Consider the following 20481-nt stretch of genomic DNA (forward strand, 5'->3'; position numbering starts at 1 on the left):
GCGCCCGGGCTGCCCGCCCGGGGGCTGCCGATTTGAGTCCATTTGGACGGACCGGCGGAACCTTAATTTAATGAATGCCGTCGTATGAGCGGAGGCGCGATCGCCCGCGCTTAATTCTTTTGGCGCGCACGAACACTTATTCGATCGATTTGCAAGTCCGATCACGACGCGACCATCCATTGGATCGGATGAACAGGAGTTGGCAATGCGTCTGCTTAGGTCCTTCCTTGCCGATGAGAATGGCGCAACCGCAATCGAGTATGGCCTGATCGCCGCAGGGATCGCTCTGGCAATCGTGACCATCGTGAACAGCACGGGCAGCGCGCTGCTCAACAACAAGTTCAACTCGATCAGCTCGGCGATGAAGTAACAGCCGGCCCTGGCCTGCGTAGCGGCGCGCCGCGCCCGCCAGCCGGGCCCAGAAGGTTGCGCATTTCGCTGATGCGTGGGCCCCGGCTCTGCAGCGCACCGCCGACCGGACGATGCTTCGCATCGCCGGGCGAGCGCTGCGCTGCGTCCGGGGCATGAGACCGCTGTTCAACGATAGACATGGCTGCTTATCCTCGCGGCGTATCTTGCCCGAGCTTTGCTGTCTTCTTCCGCCCTCATCTCAGCAAGGGCGCAGGGAAGGCCGGGCGCCGGCTGGCACCCGAAGTCCCGCGTGTGCTGGAAAATGCGCACGGGGTGGACGACAGGTGAGCCGGAACGCCCGGCCTTCCCTGCGCGGATGGTTTTAACGGTGTCCTTCGTGCTCTCCTCGGGGAGCGATGCACTATTGCCCCCGTCGCCTTGCGGATGGCTGATGCGCGGACCCGGTTGGGTCGCCACATCACCGCAAGCCTTGACGCACAGACCCCGGGCGTCAGGACCACACGACTTCTCCGTCCGCGCACATCCTCATCCGCGTTCCCGACGGCTGGCGTACGCTCGCCATCGAGACCGAACAAGGAAGCTGTCAGCGCCGTGTCGTACCGCGCCTGTCGCTGCTCACGGGATCTCCGCCCTGCACCAACATTGCGCGCCGACGCCGTCGCGGCCACCGCATCCCGGCCCGCGTCTCGTGACGGTCGCGAAACGCCCCTTGTGGCGAGCCAGGATGTTTCGGGTTGTACGGTAAAACAGAATTTCGGTCAATACGAATATCTTGCGGGCGGCGATTGACCCAGCCCTGGCGTGTTTTGCCCGTCGGGCAACGCAAGACATGGTGGCCCGGCGGCCACTTGCACCCCATTTCCGTCAACTTTAACGGCCATGTGAGTGCTGTTATTCTTCTCGGCGTGGGTCAACGAGCCATGCTGTCAATCATTGAACCAGAGCTATTTGAAGGTATGGCAATGAGACGCGCGACGCTCCTGGCTCTCAGCCTCATATTGGTCGGCGTCTGCTCGCATGACGGTGCGAGAGGACAGGCTTCGATCGCCCCGCCGGTTTCGCTTGCTGCGCCCAATACATCGCTGCCGCGTGCGAACGCCGCAAATTCCAGGATCTCGCCAGCCGCGTCTGCCAGAGAGGTTTCGCCACCTGTGATCGGCGGGCTTCCGCAGGTGGCGGCTCCGGCCAGCGACTATGACGGCTTCAGCGTCATCGTCGACGATGATGCCGCGCCGAGCCAGATGAGGCCGCCTGTGCGATCACGCGCCGCAAAGGGCGCCGGGTCCAACCGGGATCCAAATGGCCTCGACGGGCAGTCGGCAGTCGATCAGGAAGACGAGGCCTTGAAGCGAAAGCTGACGATCTGTCAGAACTGCAAATAGGAAGCTGCGGGGTGGTCAAGTTGAGAGCCGCAATCATATTGCTGTTTGCGACCACAGCTTGGCCGGTGTCAGCGCACGCCCAGCAGAACGAAACTTGCAGCACGTCGTTTCCGATCTGAAGGCCTGTGTCCGCACGTATTCACCCATGGCGCAGGCGGACGTCGGGGCGGTCGCTCCGGATTTGTTTCGAGCTGCCACTGGCGATAAATGGGCTGCCTCGACCAGATGAGTCGAAGCGGTCCTGCATGGCTGACCTACACGCATAGACAACGAGCTGCGCTTTACCATTCACCCATTTCCTGATCCTCTCTCCTCCAATCAGCCGGGACCAACCGGCCTGCCCAGGGAGAAACGCCATGAAGCTCGGCACCGCCATCGCGGAAATCATGCGGCGCGAGGGGATCGAGATCCTCTGCGGCTATCCGGTCAACCATCTCATCGAGCATGCGGCGAAGGCCGAGATCCGCCCCGTGATGGTGCGGCAGGAGCGCGTCGGCATCCACATGGCGGATGCGATCTCGCGGGTGACGTCGGGGCGCAGCATCGGCGCGTTCTGCATGCAGCATGGGCCGGGCGCCGAGAATGCGATGGGCGGCGTCGCGCAGTGCTTTGGCGAATCCGTGCCCGTGCTGGTGCTGCCGATGGGCTATCAGCGTAGGCTGTCGCATATCGAGCCGAACTTCAATTCCAGCGAGGCGATGAAGCCGTTTGCGAAATCGTCCGAGCCGATCATCCTCGCGACCGAGGTCGCCAACATCTTCCGCCGCGCCTTCACGAAACTGAAGAACGGACGCGGCGGGCCGGTCATCGTCGAGATACCCTCGGACATGTGGAACGAGGAAGTGCCGGAGCCGCTGCACTACACGCCGGTGCTGCGCACCCGCTACGGCGCCGACCCTGTTCACGTCAAGGAAGCGGCGGACCTGCTCGTGAATGCAAAGCGGCCGGTAATCTATGCCGGCCAGGGCGTGCATTACGCGCAGGCCTGGCCGCAGCTGAAACGGCTCGCCGAGCGGCTGGCGATCCCCGTCACCACCAGCTTGGGGGGCAAATCATCGTTCCCGGAAACGCATCCGCTCTCGCTCGGCTCCGGCGGCCTCGCAGTGCCGCGCGCAGTGCCGAAGTTTCTGAGCGAGGCCGACGTCATCTTCGGCATCGGCTGCTCCTTCACCGAGACCAATTTCGGCATCGCGATGCCGAAGGGCAAGACCATCATTCATTCCACGCTCGATCCCAACCACCTCAACAAGGATGTGGAAGCCAAGATCGGCCTCGTCGGCGATGCCGGCCTCGTGCTCGATGCGCTGCTGGAGGAGATCGGCAAGTCCGTCACCGCGGATCGTGATGCCTCAGCGGTCGCAGCCGAGATCGCGGCCTCGCACAAGGAGTGGCTGGCGAAATGGATGCCGAAGCTGACCAGCAACGACGCGCCGCTCAGCCCCTATCGCGTGCTCTGGGACCTGCAGCACACCGTCGACATCCACAACACCATCATCACGCATGATGCCGGCAGCCCGCGCGACCAGCTCTCGCCGTTCTGGAAGGCGGTCGAGCCGCTCACCTATCTCGGCTGGGGCAAGACGACTCAGCTCGGCTACGGCCTTGGGCTGGCGATGGGCGCCAAGCTGGCAAAACCCGACAAGCTCTGCATCAACGTCTGGGGCGATGCGGCGATTGGTTTCACCGGCATGGATTTCGAGACCGCAGTGCGCGAGCGCATCCCCATCATGTCGGTCCTGCTAAACAACTTCTCGATGGCGATCGAGTTGAAGGTGATGCCGGTCTCGACCGAAAAGTATCGCTCGACCGACATTTCCGGCGACTACGCCGCGATGGCGCGCGCCTTCGGCGGCTATGGCGAGCGGGTGGAGAGGCCGGAGGACATCGTGCCCGCGATCAAGCGGGGCATCCAGAAGACAAGGGAAGGCGTGCCGGTGCTGCTGGAGTTCATCACCAGCAAGGAGACCGAGGTGTCGCGGCCCGGCACGTGAGGCGGGCCGCCGTTGAGCATGGAAATATCAAGCCCGACTGGTTGCGCCGCAGTCCACCTCTCCCCGACGGGGAGAGGTCGGATTGCTATGGCGCGCAATTGCGCGCCTGAGCAATCCGGGTGAGGGGGCCGCAGCATTCAGTGAGAGCGTAACCCCTCACCCGGACCGCATCTTCGATGCGATCCGACCTCTCCCTTCGGGAGACAAGGCTATCGCATATGACTTGTTGCGGCGGCCTGCGCGCACGCCTCATCCTTCGAGACGGCGCTTACGCGCCTCCTCAGGATGAGGCTAATCAGCGTTAGTGCCCTTTGAAACTGCAGTCACGCACTCCGTCCTCATCCTGAGGAGCCCGCCTAAAGCGGGCGTCTCGAAGGATGGCCGCAGGGAAAAGCTCGCATATGCCATAGCCCTGCTTCGGGAGAGGTGATCCCCGCCGCTGGCTTCATCGCTTCCATCATGTTCATCTCAGTTCGGTGCTGCGGCTTCCGGCGCTGGCTCCGGCCGCGGAAGATGTGATAATCCGGCCCCGTGCCGCGCGTGTCGCTGCATCAGGCCGGATCAGGAATGACGACCCCTTCCAACGAAATCGACGAGCTCAGGCGGCAATTGCAATCGGCTGCGGCCGAGAATGCGCAGCTGCGCAGCAGGCTTGCGATTGCGCGGGATCGCCAGAGCGCAAGCGCCGAGATTCTGCGCACCATCGCGGCCTCGCCCTCTGACGCCCGGCCGGTCTTTGCGGCGATCGCGTCCAGCTCGAAGCACCTGCTCGGCGGCTTCTCCGCTACCGTGCTCCAGTTCATCGGTGACGAGCTGCACCTCGTGGCGTTTACGCCGACCAGCCCGGAGGCGGACGAAGGGCTGAAGGCAGCGTTCCCGCGCAAGATCGCGGACTTCCCAACCTTTACCCTCGTGCGCGGCGGCGAGACGATTGAGTTTCCCGACACCGAGGCCCCCGACGTTCCGGAGCTGAACCGCAAGCTGGCGCGGCTGCGCGGCTTCCGCAGCGTGCTGTTCATGCCGCTGATGAACCGGGGCATGCCGGTCGGCATGATCAGCGTCACGCGCGCCGAGCCCGGCGCGTTCGCGCCCGACCTCGTAGAGCTGCTCCAGACCTTTGCCGACCAGGCCGTGATCGCGATCGAGAACGCGCGACTGTTCAACGAGACGAAAGAGGCGCTCGAACGCCAGACCGCGACGGCCGACATCCTGAAGGTGATGGCGGCCTCCCCGTCCGACGTGCAGCCGGTGTTCGAGGCCATCGCCACCAACGCCAACCGGCTGATCGGCGGCTTCTCCACCGCGGTGCTCCGCTATGTCGACGGTGCCGCGCATCTTGCGGCATTCACGCCGACCGATCCGGTCGGCGATCGCGTGCTCCAGGCTTCCTTTCCGGTGCCGTTCGCACAATTCCCGCCCTACCAGCTCGTTGCCAATGGTGCCGCCGCGCAACTGCCCGACACCGAGCTCGAGCCGGCCGCGCGCGACATCGCGCGTGCGCGGGGCTATCGCAGCATGCTGTTCACGCCATTGATGAGCGAGGGCGAGACTATCGGCATCATCATCGCCACGCGCCGCGCGACCGGCCACTTCGCCGAGCATCATGTGCGGCTGCTGCAGACCTTCGCCGACCAGGCGGTGATCGCGATCAAGAATGTCAGCCTGTTCAACGCGACCAGGGAAGCACTGGAACGTCAGACCGCGACCGCCGACATCCTCAAGGTGATCGCGGCCTCGCCATCGGATGTCACACCGGTGTTCCAGGCGATCTCCGACAGCGCCAAGTCGCTGATCGGCGGGCACTCCTCGACCGTCACCCGCGTCGTCGACGACGTGCTGCATCTGGCCGCCTTCACCACCGACAATGAGGCCGGCAATGCGGATCTGCTCAGCTCATTCCCGACGCCGCTATCTTCGTCAGGCATTCACAGCCGCGTGGCAAGGAGCGGGCGATATGCCTTCCGCAGCGATATGCAGAGCGAGCCTGATCTCACCGAGGCCATGAAGGAGCTGGCGCGCACACGCGGATATCGCAGCATCCTGGTGGTGCCGATGCTGCGCGATGGCGTTGCGATCGGCACCATCGCCGTCACGCGGCGGGAGCCCGGTCATTTTCCTGACAAGGCGATCAACCTGCTCAAGACCTTTGCCGACCAGGCCGTGATCGCGGTCGAGAACACGCGCTTGTTCAACGAGGTGCAGGACCGCACCAGCGAGCTTGCCAAATCGCTCGATGATCTGCGCGCAGCGCAAGACCGGTTGATTCAGACCGAGAAACTGGCTTCGCTCGGCCAGCTCACCGCCGGCATCGCCCATGAGATCAAGAACCCGCTCAACTTCGTCAACAATTTTGCCTCGCTTTCTGCCGAGCTGACCGAGGAGCTGAACGATGTGCTCGCGCCGGTCCTCCTCGCAGACGATCTCCGCGCGGAGGTCGACGAGCTCACGGGGCTTCTGAAGGATAATCTACAGAAGGTCGTGCAGCACGGCCGCCGCGCCGATTCCATCGTCAAGAACATGCTGCTGCATTCGCGCGAAGGCGGCGGCGAGCACGGGCTGAGCGACATCAACGCGCTGGTCGAGGAAAGCCTCAACCTCGCCTATCACGGCGCACGCGCCGAGAAGCCGGGATTCCACGTCACGCTGAAGCGCGAGCTCGATCCGGCGGCGGGACAAGCCGAAGTGTTTCCGCAGGAGATCACCCGCGTGCTGCTGAACCTGATCTCGAACGGCTTTCATGCGGTCACCAGGCGCAAGGCGGATGGCGCCGCCGGCTACGAGCCGACGGTGATCGCCGCGACGCGAGATCGCGGCGACGACGTCGAGATCACCATCCGCGACAACGGCACAGGGATTCCGGAGGAGGTGAAGGAGAAGATGTTCAATCCGTTCTTCACCACCAAGCCGGCCGGCGAAGGCACCGGGCTGGGGCTGTCGATGAGCCACGACATCGTCGTGAAACAGCACGGCGGCACGATCGACGTCGCGACGGAGCCCGGCGCATTCACGGAGTTCACGATCCGGCTGCCGCGCAGGAGCAGCTTCCCGGACGCAGGCCGCTGAGCCTTACTCGGCCATCTCGACGGGTTGCTGGGCCGAGGGGCCGGCCAGCGGCCGCTCCTCCATCGCGATCAGGCACAGCGCAGCGATGGTCATCAGCGCGGTGGCGGCGCCGAACACGTAGCGGAACGCGTGCCGCATGTCGTCGGCGGGGATCGCGACGGCGCCCGCGGCGTGATGCTCGCCGGCGAGCGGGATGTCGGTGCCGAGCGCGATGAGCAGGATCGCTGCGAAGGCCGCGACCGTGAACGAGGACATCAGCGAGCGGAAGAAGTTCATCGCGCCGGTGATGGTGCCGACTTGCGGACGCGCGACCGAATTCTGCAGCGAGACCACGCACACCGGGAAGGTGGTGCCGAGCCCGAGCGCGAACGCGGCCATCAGCAACAGCAGGCCCCAGAGCGGCAAGGTGGTAACCGTGAGCCCGAATCCGCACAGTGCGGCCCAGGACGTGCCGATGATGGCGACGCGCTTGTAGTGCTTGGCCCGCGCCATGGTGCGGCCGGCAATTGCCGCGCCGCAGGTCGAGACCGCCGCGAGCGGGATCAGCGCAAGGCCCGCCTCGCTGGCGGTGAGATGATAGACCTGCTCGTAATAGAGCGGCAGCTGCACGGTGAGGCCGGTGATCGCCCCAAGGCCGCAGCCGCCGGCCGTCAGCGCGAAAGGCGCCACCGATCCCGTCAGCAACGGCAGTGGCAGGAACGGCTCGTCGGCCCGCCGGGCGTGCCACACGAAGGTCATCGCGAGCGCGACGGCGCCGCCGACCATCGCAAGCACGGTCGGCGACAGCCAGGCATAGCGCGTGCCGCCCCAGGTCAGCACCAGCATGAAGACGACGGCGGAGGCCATCAGCAGAACGCCGCCGAGCCAATCGACCTTGCGCTTGCGGTGGAACACCGGGATCTTGCTCATCTTGGGCAGCAGCAGTGCAAGCGCTGCGGCCGCAAGCGGCAGGTTGATCCAGAAAATCATCGACCAGTGCAGATGCTCGGCGAACACGCCGCCGATGACCGGACCGAGGATGCCGCCGACCATCCAGACGCTGGAGAAATAGGCCTGGTATTGCCCGCGCTCGCGCGGGCTGACGACGTCGGAGATCACGGTCTGCACCACCGGCATGATGCCGCCGCCGCCGAGGCCCTGAAGCCCGCGCGCCAGGATCAGCATCGGCAGGTTCGGCGCGATCGCGCACAGCACCGAGCCCGCCACGAACAGGCTGAGCGAGATGATGATCATGACGCGGCGGCCATAGATGTCGCTGAGCGTGCCGAACACCGGCGCGACGGCGGTCGAGGCGAGCAGATAGGCGGTGATCACCCAGGAGAGACTGGAGACGTCCTGGAACTGGCGTCCGATGGTCGGCAGCGCGGTCGCCACGATGGTCTGATCGAGCGCTGCCAGGAACATGGTCAGCATCAGGCTGATGACGATGGTGCGGACCTCGTCGGAGCTCAGCGGCACCGGCGGCGCAATGGACGGCGCGTCATCGACGCTCAGCACCTCGCTGGGAAGGCGCGACAGCTCCTCGGCGATGTCGTCAGGCAACGTCTGGCCGTCGGCAGCGCTCTGCCGTTCGAACTTGTTCATCTCGATCGGACGTCATGTGGCGGCGCAACGCCGCGAAGGATTCGTTCTATGCAGCCCAATGTAGACAGCAAAGCTTTTCCCAGGCAGGCACCGCGGCGCATGGGTGCATCCCGCCCCGGGGCCATCCCGAAGACGTGATCCGGATCGCGCGGCGGATCAGTCCTTCGGGCGTCGCTTCAGACGAGCCCGTTTCGGCAACACGGCCGGCCATTGCACGATGTGGTCCTCGAGCTCCTCGTCCGGGACCTCCTCCTCGCTGCCCTCCACCCGGCCGCGCACGGAGACGCCGGCTTCGTGGACGGTGTTGGGATCACCGGACACCAGCGGATGCCACCAATAGAGGTCGCGCCCTTCGGCGACGAGCTTGTAGCCGCAGCTCGGCGGCAGCCAGTTCAGGGTGCGGACATTGGCCGGGGTCAGGCGGACGCAATCCGGAACCTTGTCGGAACGATTCGGATAGTCCTTGCAGGCGCAGCTGGCGCCATCGAGCAGCTTGCAGCCGATATGGGTGAAGTAGATCTGCCCGGTGTCCTCGTCCTCGAGCTTGTTCAGGCAGCAGCGGCCGCAGCCGTCGCACAGGCTCTCCCATTCGTCCCCAGACATCTCTTCCAACGTCTTGGTTTTCCAGAAGAATCCTTCCTGGCCGGAAGGTCGTTTGGGAGCTGCGGTCATACGCCTCAACAACAATTCGAAAGAGCTACGGCAACGCCATCTAGGGCGCGCGGCGGCAAGGGTGCAAGCAAGGCCCCTTTGAAGCCCGTAATGAACCGGGGTCAATTAGGCCTGTTGTTCAAAATCCCAAGCGTGACCATTGGTTTATGGGCCCCGCTCGGCTAGAAGGAACAGCAAGTCCCTCGGATGCTGGCCGGGCGCCTTGGGTTTGCCGCAACATTCCCGCAAGACGTCTCGGTGCCGCCCCGGCCGGGTGCTTGAACGCTTTGGAAGCAAGCCTCAAGGGTTCTAGGTGCGCCAGATCATACCACCGCATTGGAAGCAGAGGGTCCGGAATTTCTTCCTCGACCTCGATGCGCGCATCGACTCCTCGCTGTTCTCCTCGGCCAAGGGCATCCGCGAGCTCTACGAGCGCTACTCGACCTTCATGGACCGCTTCTATGTCGGGCGCTGGAAGCGCTGGGTGTTCGTCGAGCCGCTGTCGGAGGCCGCAACCCTCGGGCTCGGCGGCCTGGTCGTGATGCTCACGCTCGCCATTCCCGCCTTCCGCGAGACCGCGGACGAGGACTGGCTGAAGAAGTCCGACCTCGCGGTGACGTTCCTTGACCGCTACGGCAACCCGATCGGTAGCCGCGGCATCAAGCACAACGACTCGATCCCGCTGGAAGATTTTCCCGATGTCCTGATCAAGGCGACGCTGGCGACCGAGGACCGCCGCTTTTACGAGCATTTCGGCATCGACATCGCCGGCACCGCGCGCGCGCTCGTCACCAACGCGCAGGCCGGCGGCGTGCGCCAGGGCGGCTCCTCGATCACCCAGCAGCTCGCCAAGAACCTGTTCCTGAGCAACGAGCGCACCATCGAGCGCAAGGTCAACGAAGCCTTCCTCGCGATCTGGCTGGAATGGCGCCTGACCAAGAACGAGATCCTCAAGCTCTATCTCGACCGCGCCTATATGGGCGGCGGCACTTTTGGCGTCGACGGCGCTGCGCATTTCTACTTCAACAAGTCCGCGCGCGACGTGACGCTGGCGGAAGCGGCGATGCTCGCCGGCCTGTTCAAGGCGCCGACGAAGTACGCGCCTCACATCAACCTGCCCGCCGCCCGCGCCCGCGCCAACGTCGTGCTCGACAACCTCGTCGATGCCGGCTTCATGACCGAGGGCCAGGTGTTCGGCGCCCGCCGCAACCCGGCCTTCGCCGTCGACCGCCGCGACGAAGCATCGCCGAACTATTATCTCGACTACGCCTTCGACGAGATGCGCAAGCTGGTCGACACTTTCCCGAAGTCGTACACCGAGCGCGTCTTCGTGGTGCGGCTTGCGATCGACACCAACGTGCAGAAGGCGGCGGAAGACGCAATCGAGAACCAGCTGCGCCAGTTCGGCCGCGACTATCACGCGACGCAGGCGGCGACCGTCGTCGCCGATCTCGACGGCGGCATCCGCGCCATGGTCGGCGGCCGCGACTATGGCGCCAGCCAATTCAACCGCGCCACCGACGCCTATCGCCAGCCCGGCTCGTCGTTCAAGCCCTACGTCTACACCACGGCCCTCCTGAACGGTTACACGCCGAACTCGGTCGTGGTCGACGGCCCGGTCTGCATCGGCAATTGGTGCCCGCAGAATTATGGCCATTCCTATTCCGGCTCGGTAACGCTGACACAGGCGATCACGCGCTCGATCAACGTCGTGCCGGTGAAGCTGTCGATCGAGATCGGCCGGCGGGAGCAGCCGAAGGCACCGAACCCGGCTAAAGTCGGCCGCGCCAAGATCGTCGAGGTCGCGCGCCGTTTCGGCATCAAGGCGCCGCTGCCCGATACGCCGTCGCTGCCGATCGGCTCGGACGAAGTCACCGTGCTCGAGCACGCCGTCGCCTACGCGACCTTCCCCAACCGCGGCAAGTCGGTGACGCCGCATGCGGTGCTGGAGGTGCGCACCGGCGCCGGCGATCTGGTCTGGCGCTGGGACCGCGACGGGCCAAAGCCGAAGCAAGCCATTCCGCCGAACATCGCCGCCGACATGGCGGGCATGATGAGCCACGTCGTCAGCGAGGGCACGGCGCGCCGCGCTGCGCTGGACGGCATTCCGACCGCGGGCAAGACCGGCACGACCAATGCGTATCGCGACGCCTGGTTCGTCGGCTACACCGGCAATTTCACCTGCGCGGTGTGGTACGGCAACGACGACTATTCGCCGACCAACCGCATGACCGGCGGCTCACTGCCGGCGCAGACCTGGCACGACATCATGGTCGCCGCGCATCAGGGCGTCGAGGTCCGGGAGATCCCCGGCATCGGCATGGGCCAGAAGCTGCCGCCGCAGCCGATGGCCGCGCACGCCAGCGCGGCGCCGAAGGTGCTGGAGACCAAGCCCGGCCCGCCGCCGGTCTTGACCAAGCGCGGCGCCGACATCCTGGTGCGCGTAGAGAAGCTGCTCGATGATGCGGCCAAGGCTGCGAACAAATCGACGGCAAATGAGGGCAAGCCGGCCAAGCCGTCCTCGTCGACGAGCGCGCTCGCCTTCCCGCAGAACTATGCGGAAGAGAATGCCAACGCCTCCGCCCCGCGCAAGAACTGATCGAAACCCGTGCGGCTGATCCTGATCACATTGACGGCGCTCCTTCTCGCAACCGTGGTCGGCTTAGGTGCGACCTGGATGACGACGACGCGCGGCACCGAGATCGGCGCGCTGACCATCGGCGCCTGGACGGCGCGGCCGCGCACCGGCACCGCCGACGTCGATCCCTATTCGCGCGCCACCATCGTGCGCAACGGCGAGCTGCCGATCGGCACCGGCGACGGCGTCGCCTTCACCGCCACCACCGACGACAAGAAGAAAGCGCTCGACGGCCGCTGCGACGTCGTCGTCTCCGGCGTGACGCCGCCGGCGCGGTTCTGGACGCTGACGCTGTACGACCGCAAGGGCCATCTCGTCGCCAATTCGCTCGCCCGCTACGGCTTCACCAGCCAGGAGATCGTGCGGTCGTCCGACGGCTCGTTCGAGATCCGCATCGCCTCGCGCTCGCGCGCCGGCAACTGGCTGCCGACCGGCGGCATCGAGCGCTACGCACTTATGCTGCGCCTCTACGACACGCCGGTCGGGGTCGCGACGCGCACCCAGCGCGACGCGCCGATGCCCAGCATCACCACGGTGGGCTGCTCATGATCCGGCTCGCGTTCACCGTCATTGCCGGCGTGGTGCTGGGCCTCGTGGTCCATCTCGTCAGCGTGCTGGCGCTGCCGCGGATCGCGACGCAGGACGCCTATTCGCGGCTGACGCCGATGACGAAGGTGAACGCCGTCACCCAGCTTCCCCTCGCCGACCCCAACACTTCGCCGATGCCGTTCATGGATCCGGCCTTTGCGCTGGCGATCTGCCGCTACGATCTGTCGGGCGGTCCGATCAAGCTCACGGTGCCGGTGAGCCAGGCCTACACCTCGGTGTCGTTCTACACCCGCAACGAGATCGCCTATTACGCCATCAACGACCGCTCCGCCGGCCGCAAGGTGATCGAGCTCGACCTGATGACGGAAGCGCAGCACAACGAGCTGCCCGAGGACGAAGAGGTCACCGCGGCCGACCGGCTGATCATCGACTCTCCCAGCACCACCGGCCTGATCCTGATGAAGGCGCTCGCCCCCGAGCCCGGCCTGATGCAGCAGGCGCAAGGCTCGCTTCAGGCTGCGACCTGCGCGCCGCAGACCGAGCCGCCAGCCAAAGCCGAGGCGCCGCGCGGACGACGTTGAGCGCGGATCACGCGAAACACTGAAGCATCTCCGCTTGCGGAACTCATGGACCGCGGCTCCGGCTGACCGGCGCCTGTAAGCGAAGGCGGTATTTCGCGCTGCGACAATCCTGACCGGCACCAGGCTTGGCATCACGGCCGGTATGGGCTATCCCCTCCCAGGGGATAGGATCATCATGACGAAACACCTCCACGAAAGCCACCCGGACATCGTCAAACGCCTCAAGCGCGCCGAGGGACATCTGCGCAGGGTCATCGGAATGTTCGACGACGGACGGTCCTGCCTGGACCTTGCCCAGCAGCTGCATGCAGTCGAGAAGGCGATCTCCGAGGCCAAGAAGGCCCTGATCCACGATCACGTGGATCACTGCCTGGACGCGGCCGCCAACGGCGGCGCCGGCAAATCGACCAAGAATGTCCTCGCCGAATTCAAGACGATCTCGCGATACCTCTAGCGCGGAGTTTTCGATGTTTTCGGCCAGCCAAACGGCCGCCGCGATTCTGTCGGTCCTATTCGCCGTAACCGACGTCATGCAGGCCTCTGCACAGTCCGCCAAGCCGGACAGAAAGCCGGACGGAAAGCCGCCTGTGATCGTGATGGACGACGCCCGCATCAAGCTCGCCGAGATCGAGCTGCGCGAGGCAGGTCCTGCAGCGATCGCGAGACGGCTGATGGTGCCCGGCACCATCGTTCCCGATGCGGGACGGGTTGCCCATGTCTCGGTCAAGCTCTCGGGCACCGTCGCCGAATTGCGCAAGAACATCGGCGACGACGTCGTCAAGGACGAGGTCCTCGCCGTGCTGGAGAGTCGCGAGGTCGCCGACGCCAAGAGCGAATACCTCTCGGCAAAACTCTCCAACGAGTTGCAGCAGGAACTGACGACGCGCGACAAGTCTCTGTGGGAGGGCCGCGCAGTCCCCGAGCAGCAATACATCAAATCGCGCAATGCGGCGGCGCAAACCGAGATGCGCTTCGGCATCGCGCGCCAGAAGCTGATGGCACTTGGAGTCACTGATGCCGAGATCGCCGCTCTGCCGCAGGCGCCCGACGGGACGCTGCGCAGTCAAAACATCCGAGCGCCGATCTCCGGACGGGTCGCCGAGCGCAAGGTCGAATCCGGCACTGCGGTGGGGCGAGACAGCCTCGAAACAGAGCTGTTCGTCCTCGTCGATCTGAGCCGCGTCTGGGTCGAGTTGGCGGTCTCGTCGGGCGACTTGCCGCTGGTGAAGGAAGGCCAGCCGGTCGATATCGCCCTGCGGGGCATGACGGAAACCGGCTCCGGCACGATCGTTTTCGTCAGCCCCCTTCTCGACAAGGAGACGCGCGCCGCCCGCGTGGTGGCCTCGCTCGGAAACGCCGATGGCCGCTGGCGGCCGGGCTCGTTCGTGACTGCGGGTATCGCCGTCGAACGCCGCGACGTGACCGTCGCCGTTCCGTTCTCCGCCATTCAGACGGTGGATGGCCGCAAGGCCGTCTTCGTGCGAACCAAGGAGGGCTTCGAAAAGCGCGACGTCGTGCTGGGACGACGCGACGGCGCTGTCGTCGAGATCGTCTCGGGCCTCTCCGCCGGCGAGACAGTCGCCAGCTCGAATACTTTTTCGCTCAAGGCCGAGCTCTCCAAGCCCGGCGACGAGGACTGAGCGATGATCGAACGGATCGTCGAATTCTCGGTGCGGCGACGATGGCTGGTCTTGCTGGTGACCCTCGTCGCAGCGGCTTCCGGTTGCTGGTCGTTGACGCGTCTCCCCATCGACGCCGTCCCCGACGTGACCAACATCCAGGTCCAGATCAACGCCAGCGCACCCGCCCTCACCCCGGTCGAGATCGAGAAACAGGTCACCGTTGCTCTCGAGACGGCGCTGGCCGGCATGCCTGGCCTCGAGGCGACGCGCTCCTTCTCGCGCAACGGCTTCGCGCAGATCACCGCCGTGTTTGCCGACCGCACCAACATTTACTTTGCGCGGCAGCTCGTCACGGAACGTCTGAACGAAGCCAAGGGCAGCCTGCCTCCCGGCGTCGATGTCCGGATGGGACCGGTCTCGACCGGCCTCGGCGAGATCTACTGGTGGGCCGTCGAGTACGAAAAACCGGGCGCATCCGCGCCGGTTCGGGACGGACAGCCGGGCTGGCAGAGCGACGACAGCTATCTCACACCCGAAGGCGAGCGGCTGACAGACGATTTCCAGCGCACGGTTTATTTGCGCACCGTGCAGGACTGGATCGTTCGGCCGCAGATGAAGACCGTTCCCGGCGTCGCCGGGGCCGATGCCATCGGCGGATTTGTCAAGCTTCCAGGTGCAGCCGGACCCGGCAAGACTGGTCGCCTATGGACTCTCCTTCAAGCAGGTCGTGGGCGCGATCGAGGCCAACAACACCACTCGCGGGGCGAACTACATCGAGCAGAACGGCGAAGGCCTTGTCGTTCGGGCCGCCGGCCGCGTCGAGACTCTGGAGGACATCGAACAGATCGTCGTGACGACGCGCGGCGGAGTTCCCGTTCGCATCAGGGACCTGGCGGATGTCTCGATCGGAAAGGAACTGCGCACCGGCAGCGCGAGCGTCGACGGCCGCGAGGTCGTGCTCGGCACGGCCCTGATGCTGATCGGCGGCAACAGCCGCACCGTCGCCGCCGCCGCCGACGCCAAGATCAAGGACATCAGCAAGACCCTGCCGCCGGGCATCTATGCCCGCACCGTCCTCAACCGGACCCAGCTCGTCGACGCCACGATCCATACCGTAGCCAAGAATCTCGCCGAGGGCGCCCTGCTCGTCGTCGCCGTGCTCTTCCTGCTCCTCGGCAACTTCCGCGCCGCCCTCGTCACCGCCTGCGTCATTCCCACCACCATGCTCATCACCGCGACAGGGATGCTGGAGGGGCACATCAGCGCAAACCTGATGAGCCTTGGTGCGCTCGACTTCGGCTTGATCGTCGATGGCGCCGTTATCATTGCCGAAAACAGCCTGCGTCATCTCGCCGAGCGCCAGCGCGAACTTGGCCGCACGCTGTCCCTGGACGAACGTCTCCACACCGTGAAGGTCTCGACGTCCGAAATGATCCGGCCGACGGTCTATGGCCAAATCATCATCATCCTGGTCTATACTCCGCTGCTCACTTTCACCGGCGTCGAAGGAAAGACCTTCGAACCCATGGCCTTGACGGTGATGATCGCGTTGGGCCTGGCCTTTGTCGTTTCGCTGACATTCGTACCGGCCGCCGTCGCGATCTCGCTCTCCGGCGCGGTCGACGAGCGTGAAAACATGCTGGTCCGGACGATGAAGCGCTGGTACGCCCCGCTTCTCTCGGGCGCCATCGCCAGGCCTCTGCCCGTGGTCGCCGCCGCCACGCTGCTGTTCGTCGGAGCGGTTTTCGTGTTCATGCGTCTCGGCCAGGAATTCACGCCGACGCTCGACGAGAAGAACATCGTGATGGAGGTGAAGCGCGTGCCGAGCACCGCGCTGGCTCAGTCGCAGGCCATGCAGCTCCTGATCGAGCGGCAGATCAGCGGGCTGCCCGAGGTGGCCTTCGTGTTCTCGCGCACCGGCACGCCCGATCTCGCCGCCGACCCGATGCCGCCAAACGCATCGGACACCTACATCATCGTCAAGCCGCAGGACGAATGGCCCGATCCTTCCATGACGAAGGACGACCTCATCAAGAAGATCGAGGCGGAGTCCGGGAAGCTGCCGGGCAACAAGCTTGGGTTTTCGCAGCCGATCGAAATGCGGTTCAACGAGCTCATTGCCGGCGTCCGCGAGGATCTGGCGGTCAAGGTGTTCGGCGACGACTTCGTCCAGATGCAGCAGACCGCTGGCCAGATCGCCGACGTGATCCGCAAGATCGATGGTGCCGGAAACGTGAAGGTCGAGGAGACCTCCGGTCTGCCCTTCCTGGAGATCAAGATCGACAAGGCCGAGATCGCGCGGCGCGGCCTCAGCCTTGCAGCCGTGCAGGATCTGATGCAGACCGCAATCGGCGGCACCGATGCCGGCCTCGTCTTCGAAGGGGACCGCCGCTTCAAGATCGTGGTGCGCCTCGCCGATGCGCAGCGGAACGACATTCCGACGCTGGAGGAGCTGCCCGTTCCGCTTCCGCGCGTCAATCCCGACGCGGCGGCCGCCTCGATTCCCTTGCGGACGATCGCCACGTTCGAACAGACCACCGGCTACAACCAGATCAGCCGCGAGAACGGCAAGCGTCGCGTCGTCGCCACCGCCGAAGTCCGCGGCCGCGACATCGGCTCGCTGGTGGCCGAAGCGCAGACCAAGGTCACCGAGCAGGTGAAGCTGCCGCCCGGCAGCTATCTCGCCTGGGGCGGCCAGTTCGAGAATTTTGCCGTCGCCCGGCAACGGCTGGTGTTCGTGGTGCCTGCTGTCTTCGCCCTGATCTATCTGCTGCTGCTCGGGGCGCTGGGCTCGGCGCGCGACGCGCTGCTCGTCTTCAGCGCCGTGCCACTCGCGCTCACCGGCGGAATCGCGGCCCTATGGCTGCGCGGCATGCCGTTCTCGATCTCGGCGGCCGTCGGCTTCATCGCGCTCTCGGGCGTCGCCGTGTTGAACGGGCTCGTCATGCTGACACAAATTCGCAAGCTGATCAGCGAGGGCATGGACCCGAGACAAGCCATTAGCGACGGCGCGTTGACGCGCTTCCGTCCGGTCGCGATGACCGCGCTCGTCGCCTCGCTCGGCTTCGTGCCGATGGCGCTTGCGACCGGCACGGGCGCCGAGGTGCAGAAGCCGCTCGCAACCGTGGTGATCGGCGGCCTCCTCACGGCGACGCTGCTCACGCTCGTCGTGCTGCCTGCGCTCTATGCACGCTTTGCCGTTCCGCACAGGCCAACCAGACGCAGCGATGCGCCCCCAGCCCTCGTTCACGACCGCGCCGCGGAGTAACGGCCATGCTGGCCGTCATCGACGACCTCCATCCGAAAGTGACCGTGAGCGCCTCAATGGATGATCTGGCCGAGGAAATCCCTCGCCCGTTCGATCCTGGCCGTGCGCAGGACGCTTCCTCGACGATGCATCTCTGGAAACGACGGAAGCCGAATTGCTTCGAGTCATAACCCAAGCGCGATCTCGGCCCATTTCAACATGCGGTCGCTATTGAGGAACGCCAGCACCGCCGGCTCCAGTGACGCGGGCGCGCCCGGTCCAACCAAAGCCGTCGCGGCCACCATGTCGCAGCGCTGATTGAAGGCGAGCGAGAGCGCGGCGTTGCGATGTCCCTCGACGCGATAGGCCCGACTGCGGCCGCGCATCGGACCGACCATGATCTCTCGGCCGGCGCCGATTGGCCTTGTCTTGCCAATCAGCGCCAGGTCGCCCATTTGCTCGAGGTCGCCATCGTCGGCGATGCCGGTGGCGCAATTGCAGAAGCCGAGCTTGGCGCGAACGTAGAGCTGGACCTCGCCGCCGCAATCCTCGGCCTTGCAGCGGAACGCCTTTCCTTTCCCCCAGGGATCTGCGCCGAAAGGCCAGTCGGTTTCCGTCCATACCGGGCGGACCTCGCCGGATGCCGCTGTTGCGCGTGCCGGTTCGCCGGATCGCAATATCCAGACCACAGCGGCAGCGCAGAGCAGTGCGGCGGCTGCGCTGATCGCGACGAATTTGCTTGTCAGGCGCATGGAAGCTGCTGCGGCACTTTTCCTAATTCTGAGCCATTTCCTAATTCTGAGCCATTTCCTAATTCTGAGCCATGAACTTTCGTGCGGCCGCGAGGTCCTCCCGCGAGGCGTCGCCATTGCGCGCCATGTCGACGACTTTCCCGTAGTACTGGCGCGCCTTCACGGCGTCACCCGCTTTCTCGGCGGCGTGAGCGGCGCCGATCGTCGCGCCGAAGCGGTTCGGCTCCTTGCGCATGGTGCTTTCGAACGCGGCCAATGCCTCCGTCGCCATGCCGCGTTCGAGCAGCATGGTCCCGTAAAGCTCGCGTGCCGGGGCAAGCGGTCCCGGCGTCACGATGGATTTTTCGGTCTTGTCTTCGGCATCGGCGGCAAGGCGCATCGCTTCCAACGCGTCCGCCTGTTTTCCCTGGGCATTGAGCTGCCAGGCTGTGGCCACCTGCCGCTGAATATCGACGATCTCGGCCCAATAGGCGTCCTTGTCCTGCTGCAGCTTGTCCCGCAACTCCGCCAGCTTGGCGATGTCAGCCGTCGCGGCATCTGCATTGCCGAAACGCGCGGCGCCAAGGGCGCGGGCGAAATAGGTGATCGCATCGACATAGGCAAACCGGCTCGGCTCGACCTTGAGCGCGGCAGCGCCCTGCCAATCGCCGCGCTCGACCATATAGCGCGCCTGGCTAGCCGCTATCGCGTAGGGACCGGCGCGGACGGAAGGCGCATAACCGGTGGTCGCAACCATGTCCGCGATGACCTCGCGAGCTCGGCTGTCCTGCGCAAGCTGGAGCAGGGCATAGACCATATAGTCGTCGGCATGCAGCTGCTCGCTGGGGTCCTTGCCCTCCTTGGCAGCCTTGGCGGAACGGCTATTGGCCTCGATGGATTCGTTCCAGTAGCCGACGCGCGTGAAGATGTGCGAGGGCATATGCAAAGCGTGCGGCGCCGCCGGCGCGATCTCGGAGTAGCGCTTGGCGGCGTCGAGACCTTGCTGTGCGATCGCGGGATAGTCGTAGAGGTGGATCAGGTAATGCGCGACGCCGGGGTGCCGCGGCTGCCGCTTGAAGATCGGCTCCAGGATGGCGGCGCCCTTGAGCTGGTTGGCATAGGTCTTGTCGTTTGGTGACGCCGTAACATTCAGCGTGATGGCGTAGGCAATCTGCGCTTCGTCATCGTCGGGATAGCGCGCTGCGACGGCCTCGGTTGCCTTGAGATAGGCCTGCGCGCGCTGGCCAAACGTCGTCTTTTCATCGCCCGAATAGAAGGCCAGCAGCGCGTCGATATAGTCCCGTTCGCGCTCGCTCTTGGCGCCGAGGGCCTTGGCCTTTTGCAGGGCGGCGAGGCCCTCGGCGAGGTTTTCCTTCGGCGCGGGAAAATGCGGATTGTACAGTAGGCTCAGGGCAATGCCCCAATAGGCGATCGCGCATTCCGGATCGGCCTGCAACGTCTCCTCGAAAATCTCTTTCGCGGGCCGGTACCAGAACGAGTGCTGATAGCGCATCCCGCGGTCAAAGCGGCGCTGCGCCACCTCGTTGCAGGAGGTCTGGAAGTGAACCTTGCCAAACTGCTCGTCGGTCCCGTCCTCGGCGCCTGCCGCAGGCGTGGCGGCGATCGAGACCAGGGTAGCGAGGGCGAGAAGAGAGACGGTTCTCAAGGCGAGCGCGCGCATGGGCCCCTCCGTTCCTGTTCAGAAAAAATTCGGTCAGATGGCGCCGATGAAGGCCGGAGCGCCAGAAGTTCGTCGTGCTGAAATTGGCGATGGCAATTGCGTTGGAAGGATTTGCCCATTCGCGATACGAGTCAATAGGAGCGTTAGGGAAGCACGCCTGTCAGGCTCCGTCCGCCCGTGCGCGAAATCGTATGCCGACCGGCATTGGCCGAAACGCTGGCGTGCGACACAGCGCGTCGGGGCTCATTCAAGCTCGGGCGTGCGAAACTGCGGCGCACTCCCGGCATTTCTGAGAGCTTTTGCCTGCGGCCATCCTTCGAGATGCCCGCTTTAGGCGGGCTCCTCAGGATGAGGACTGAGTGCGCGGCAGCAATTGCAACGGGCATTGA

Annotated in this window: 14 protein-coding genes and 1 pseudogene; 11 read left to right on the top strand and 4 right to left on the bottom strand. The window is 65.1% G+C overall.

Annotated elements, in window-relative coordinates; genetic code table 11:
• The first annotated feature begins 205 nt into the window (after window positions 1-205).
• The 4 genes from YU9_RS0106380 to YU9_RS0106395 all read left to right on the top strand — a co-directional run bounded on the left by YU9_RS0106380 (window position 206) and on the right by YU9_RS0106395 (window position 6808).
• Window positions 206-370 carry a Flp family type IVb pilin gene (locus tag YU9_RS0106380; RefSeq protein ID WP_027572038.1) on the top strand — a complete coding sequence of 55 codons (165 nt, stop codon included), beginning with the start codon at window positions 206-208 and terminating at the stop codon, window positions 368-370.
• A gap of 787 nt (window positions 371-1157) precedes the next feature.
• On the top strand, window positions 1158-1754 hold the full coding sequence (locus tag YU9_RS0106385; protein ID WP_371259117.1) for a hypothetical protein: 597 nt from the start codon (window positions 1158-1160) through the stop codon (window positions 1752-1754).
• Between the two features lie 356 nt (window positions 1755-2110).
• Entirely contained in the window at window positions 2111-3745 is a 1635-nt protein-coding gene (locus YU9_RS0106390) for a thiamine pyrophosphate-requiring protein (protein WP_027572040.1), read from the top strand.
• A gap of 567 nt (window positions 3746-4312) precedes the next feature.
• A complete protein-coding gene (locus YU9_RS0106395) occupies window positions 4313-6808 on the top strand; it encodes a GAF domain-containing protein (protein ID WP_027572041.1) in 2496 nt (831 codons plus the stop codon).
• Between the two features lie 3 nt (window positions 6809-6811).
• Here the strand turns inward: YU9_RS0106395 and YU9_RS0106400 are convergent, their stop codons facing one another.
• Window positions 6812-8392 (bottom strand): MDR family MFS transporter, encoded by a 1581-nt coding sequence (locus YU9_RS0106400; protein WP_027572042.1) that lies wholly within the window; start codon window positions 8390-8392, stop codon window positions 6812-6814.
• 156 nt (window positions 8393-8548) lie between these two features.
• Window positions 8549-9064, bottom strand: a complete 516-nt coding sequence (locus YU9_RS0106405) for a YcgN family cysteine cluster protein (RefSeq protein ID WP_027572043.1) — start codon at window positions 9062-9064, stop codon at window positions 8549-8551.
• Between the two features lie 292 nt (window positions 9065-9356).
• Between YU9_RS0106405 and YU9_RS0106410 the strand changes: the two genes are divergently transcribed.
• From YU9_RS0106410 to YU9_RS47480, 7 genes and pseudogenes are all read left to right on the top strand, one after another.
• Window positions 9357-11642 (top strand): transglycosylase domain-containing protein, encoded by a 2286-nt coding sequence (locus YU9_RS0106410; protein WP_027572044.1) that lies wholly within the window; start codon window positions 9357-9359, stop codon window positions 11640-11642.
• A 9-nt stretch (window positions 11643-11651) separates the two neighbouring features.
• Window positions 11652-12230, top strand: a complete 579-nt coding sequence (locus YU9_RS0106415; RefSeq protein WP_027572045.1) for a DUF1214 domain-containing protein — start codon at window positions 11652-11654, stop codon at window positions 12228-12230.
• Window positions 12227-12811, top strand: coding sequence for a DUF1254 domain-containing protein (locus YU9_RS0106420; RefSeq protein WP_027572046.1), 585 nt, complete (start codon window positions 12227-12229; stop codon window positions 12809-12811). Before YU9_RS0106415 ends, YU9_RS0106420 begins: the two co-directional genes overlap by 4 nt.
• A 175-nt stretch (window positions 12812-12986) precedes the next feature.
• Window positions 12987-13265, top strand: a complete 279-nt coding sequence (locus tag YU9_RS0106425) for a metal-sensing transcriptional repressor (RefSeq protein ID WP_027572047.1) — start codon at window positions 12987-12989, stop codon at window positions 13263-13265.
• A 13-nt stretch (window positions 13266-13278) separates the two neighbouring features.
• Complete coding sequence (locus YU9_RS41055; RefSeq protein ID WP_084298909.1) at window positions 13279-14451, top strand: efflux RND transporter periplasmic adaptor subunit; 1173 nt, start codon at window positions 13279-13281, stop codon at window positions 14449-14451.
• A 3-nt stretch (window positions 14452-14454) separates the two neighbouring features.
• Window positions 14455-17701, top strand: a pseudogene (locus YU9_RS41060) (efflux RND transporter permease subunit).
• 5 nt (window positions 17702-17706) lie between these two features.
• A complete protein-coding gene (locus YU9_RS47480) occupies window positions 17707-17871 on the top strand; it encodes a hypothetical protein (RefSeq protein ID WP_156951723.1) in 165 nt (54 codons plus the stop codon).
• On the opposite strand, the gene YU9_RS0106445 is transcribed toward YU9_RS47480, so the two are convergent.
• Window positions 17866-18432 (bottom strand): hypothetical protein, encoded by a 567-nt coding sequence (locus YU9_RS0106445; protein ID WP_027572048.1) that lies wholly within the window; start codon window positions 18430-18432, stop codon window positions 17866-17868. The genes YU9_RS47480 and YU9_RS0106445 overlap by 6 nt on opposite strands.
• Before the next feature lie 58 nt (window positions 18433-18490).
• Window positions 18491-20092 carry a hypothetical protein gene (locus YU9_RS0106450; RefSeq protein WP_027572049.1) on the bottom strand — a complete coding sequence of 534 codons (1602 nt, stop codon included), beginning with the start codon at window positions 20090-20092 and terminating at the stop codon, window positions 18491-18493.
• Window positions 20093-20481: the final 389 nt, after the last annotated feature.

It is taken from the genome of Bradyrhizobium sp. WSM1743 (assembly GCF_000473065.1).
Taxonomy (GTDB): Bacteria; Pseudomonadota; Alphaproteobacteria; order Rhizobiales; family Xanthobacteraceae; genus Bradyrhizobium.

Bases quoted from the DNA above. Each gene is read 5' to 3' on its own strand.
- YU9_RS0106390 (WP_027572040.1), top strand. From the start codon at position 2,111: ATGAAGCTCGGCACCGCCATCGCGGAAATCATGCGGCGCGAGGGGATC.
- YU9_RS41055 (WP_084298909.1), top strand. From the start codon at position 13,279: ATGTTTTCGGCCAGCCAAACGGCCGCCGCGATTCTGTCGGTCCTATTC.
- YU9_RS0106380 (WP_027572038.1), top strand. From the start codon at position 206: ATGCGTCTGCTTAGGTCCTTCCTTGCCGATGAGAATGGCGCAACCGCA.
- YU9_RS47480 (WP_156951723.1), top strand. From the start codon at position 17,707: ATGCTGGCCGTCATCGACGACCTCCATCCGAAAGTGACCGTGAGCGCC.
- YU9_RS0106400 (WP_027572042.1), bottom strand. From the start codon at position 8,392: ATGAACAAGTTCGAACGGCAGAGCGCTGCCGACGGCCAGACGTTGCCT.
- YU9_RS0106425 (WP_027572047.1), top strand. From the start codon at position 12,987: ATGACGAAACACCTCCACGAAAGCCACCCGGACATCGTCAAACGCCTC.
- YU9_RS0106405 (WP_027572043.1), bottom strand. From the start codon at position 9,064: ATGACCGCAGCTCCCAAACGACCTTCCGGCCAGGAAGGATTCTTCTGG.
- YU9_RS0106450 (WP_027572049.1), bottom strand. From the start codon at position 20,092: ATGCGCGCGCTCGCCTTGAGAACCGTCTCTCTTCTCGCCCTCGCTACC.
- YU9_RS0106395 (WP_027572041.1), top strand. From the start codon at position 4,313: ATGACGACCCCTTCCAACGAAATCGACGAGCTCAGGCGGCAATTGCAA.
- YU9_RS0106445 (WP_027572048.1), bottom strand. From the start codon at position 18,432: ATGCGCCTGACAAGCAAATTCGTCGCGATCAGCGCAGCCGCCGCACTG.
- YU9_RS0106420 (WP_027572046.1), top strand. From the start codon at position 12,227: ATGATCCGGCTCGCGTTCACCGTCATTGCCGGCGTGGTGCTGGGCCTC.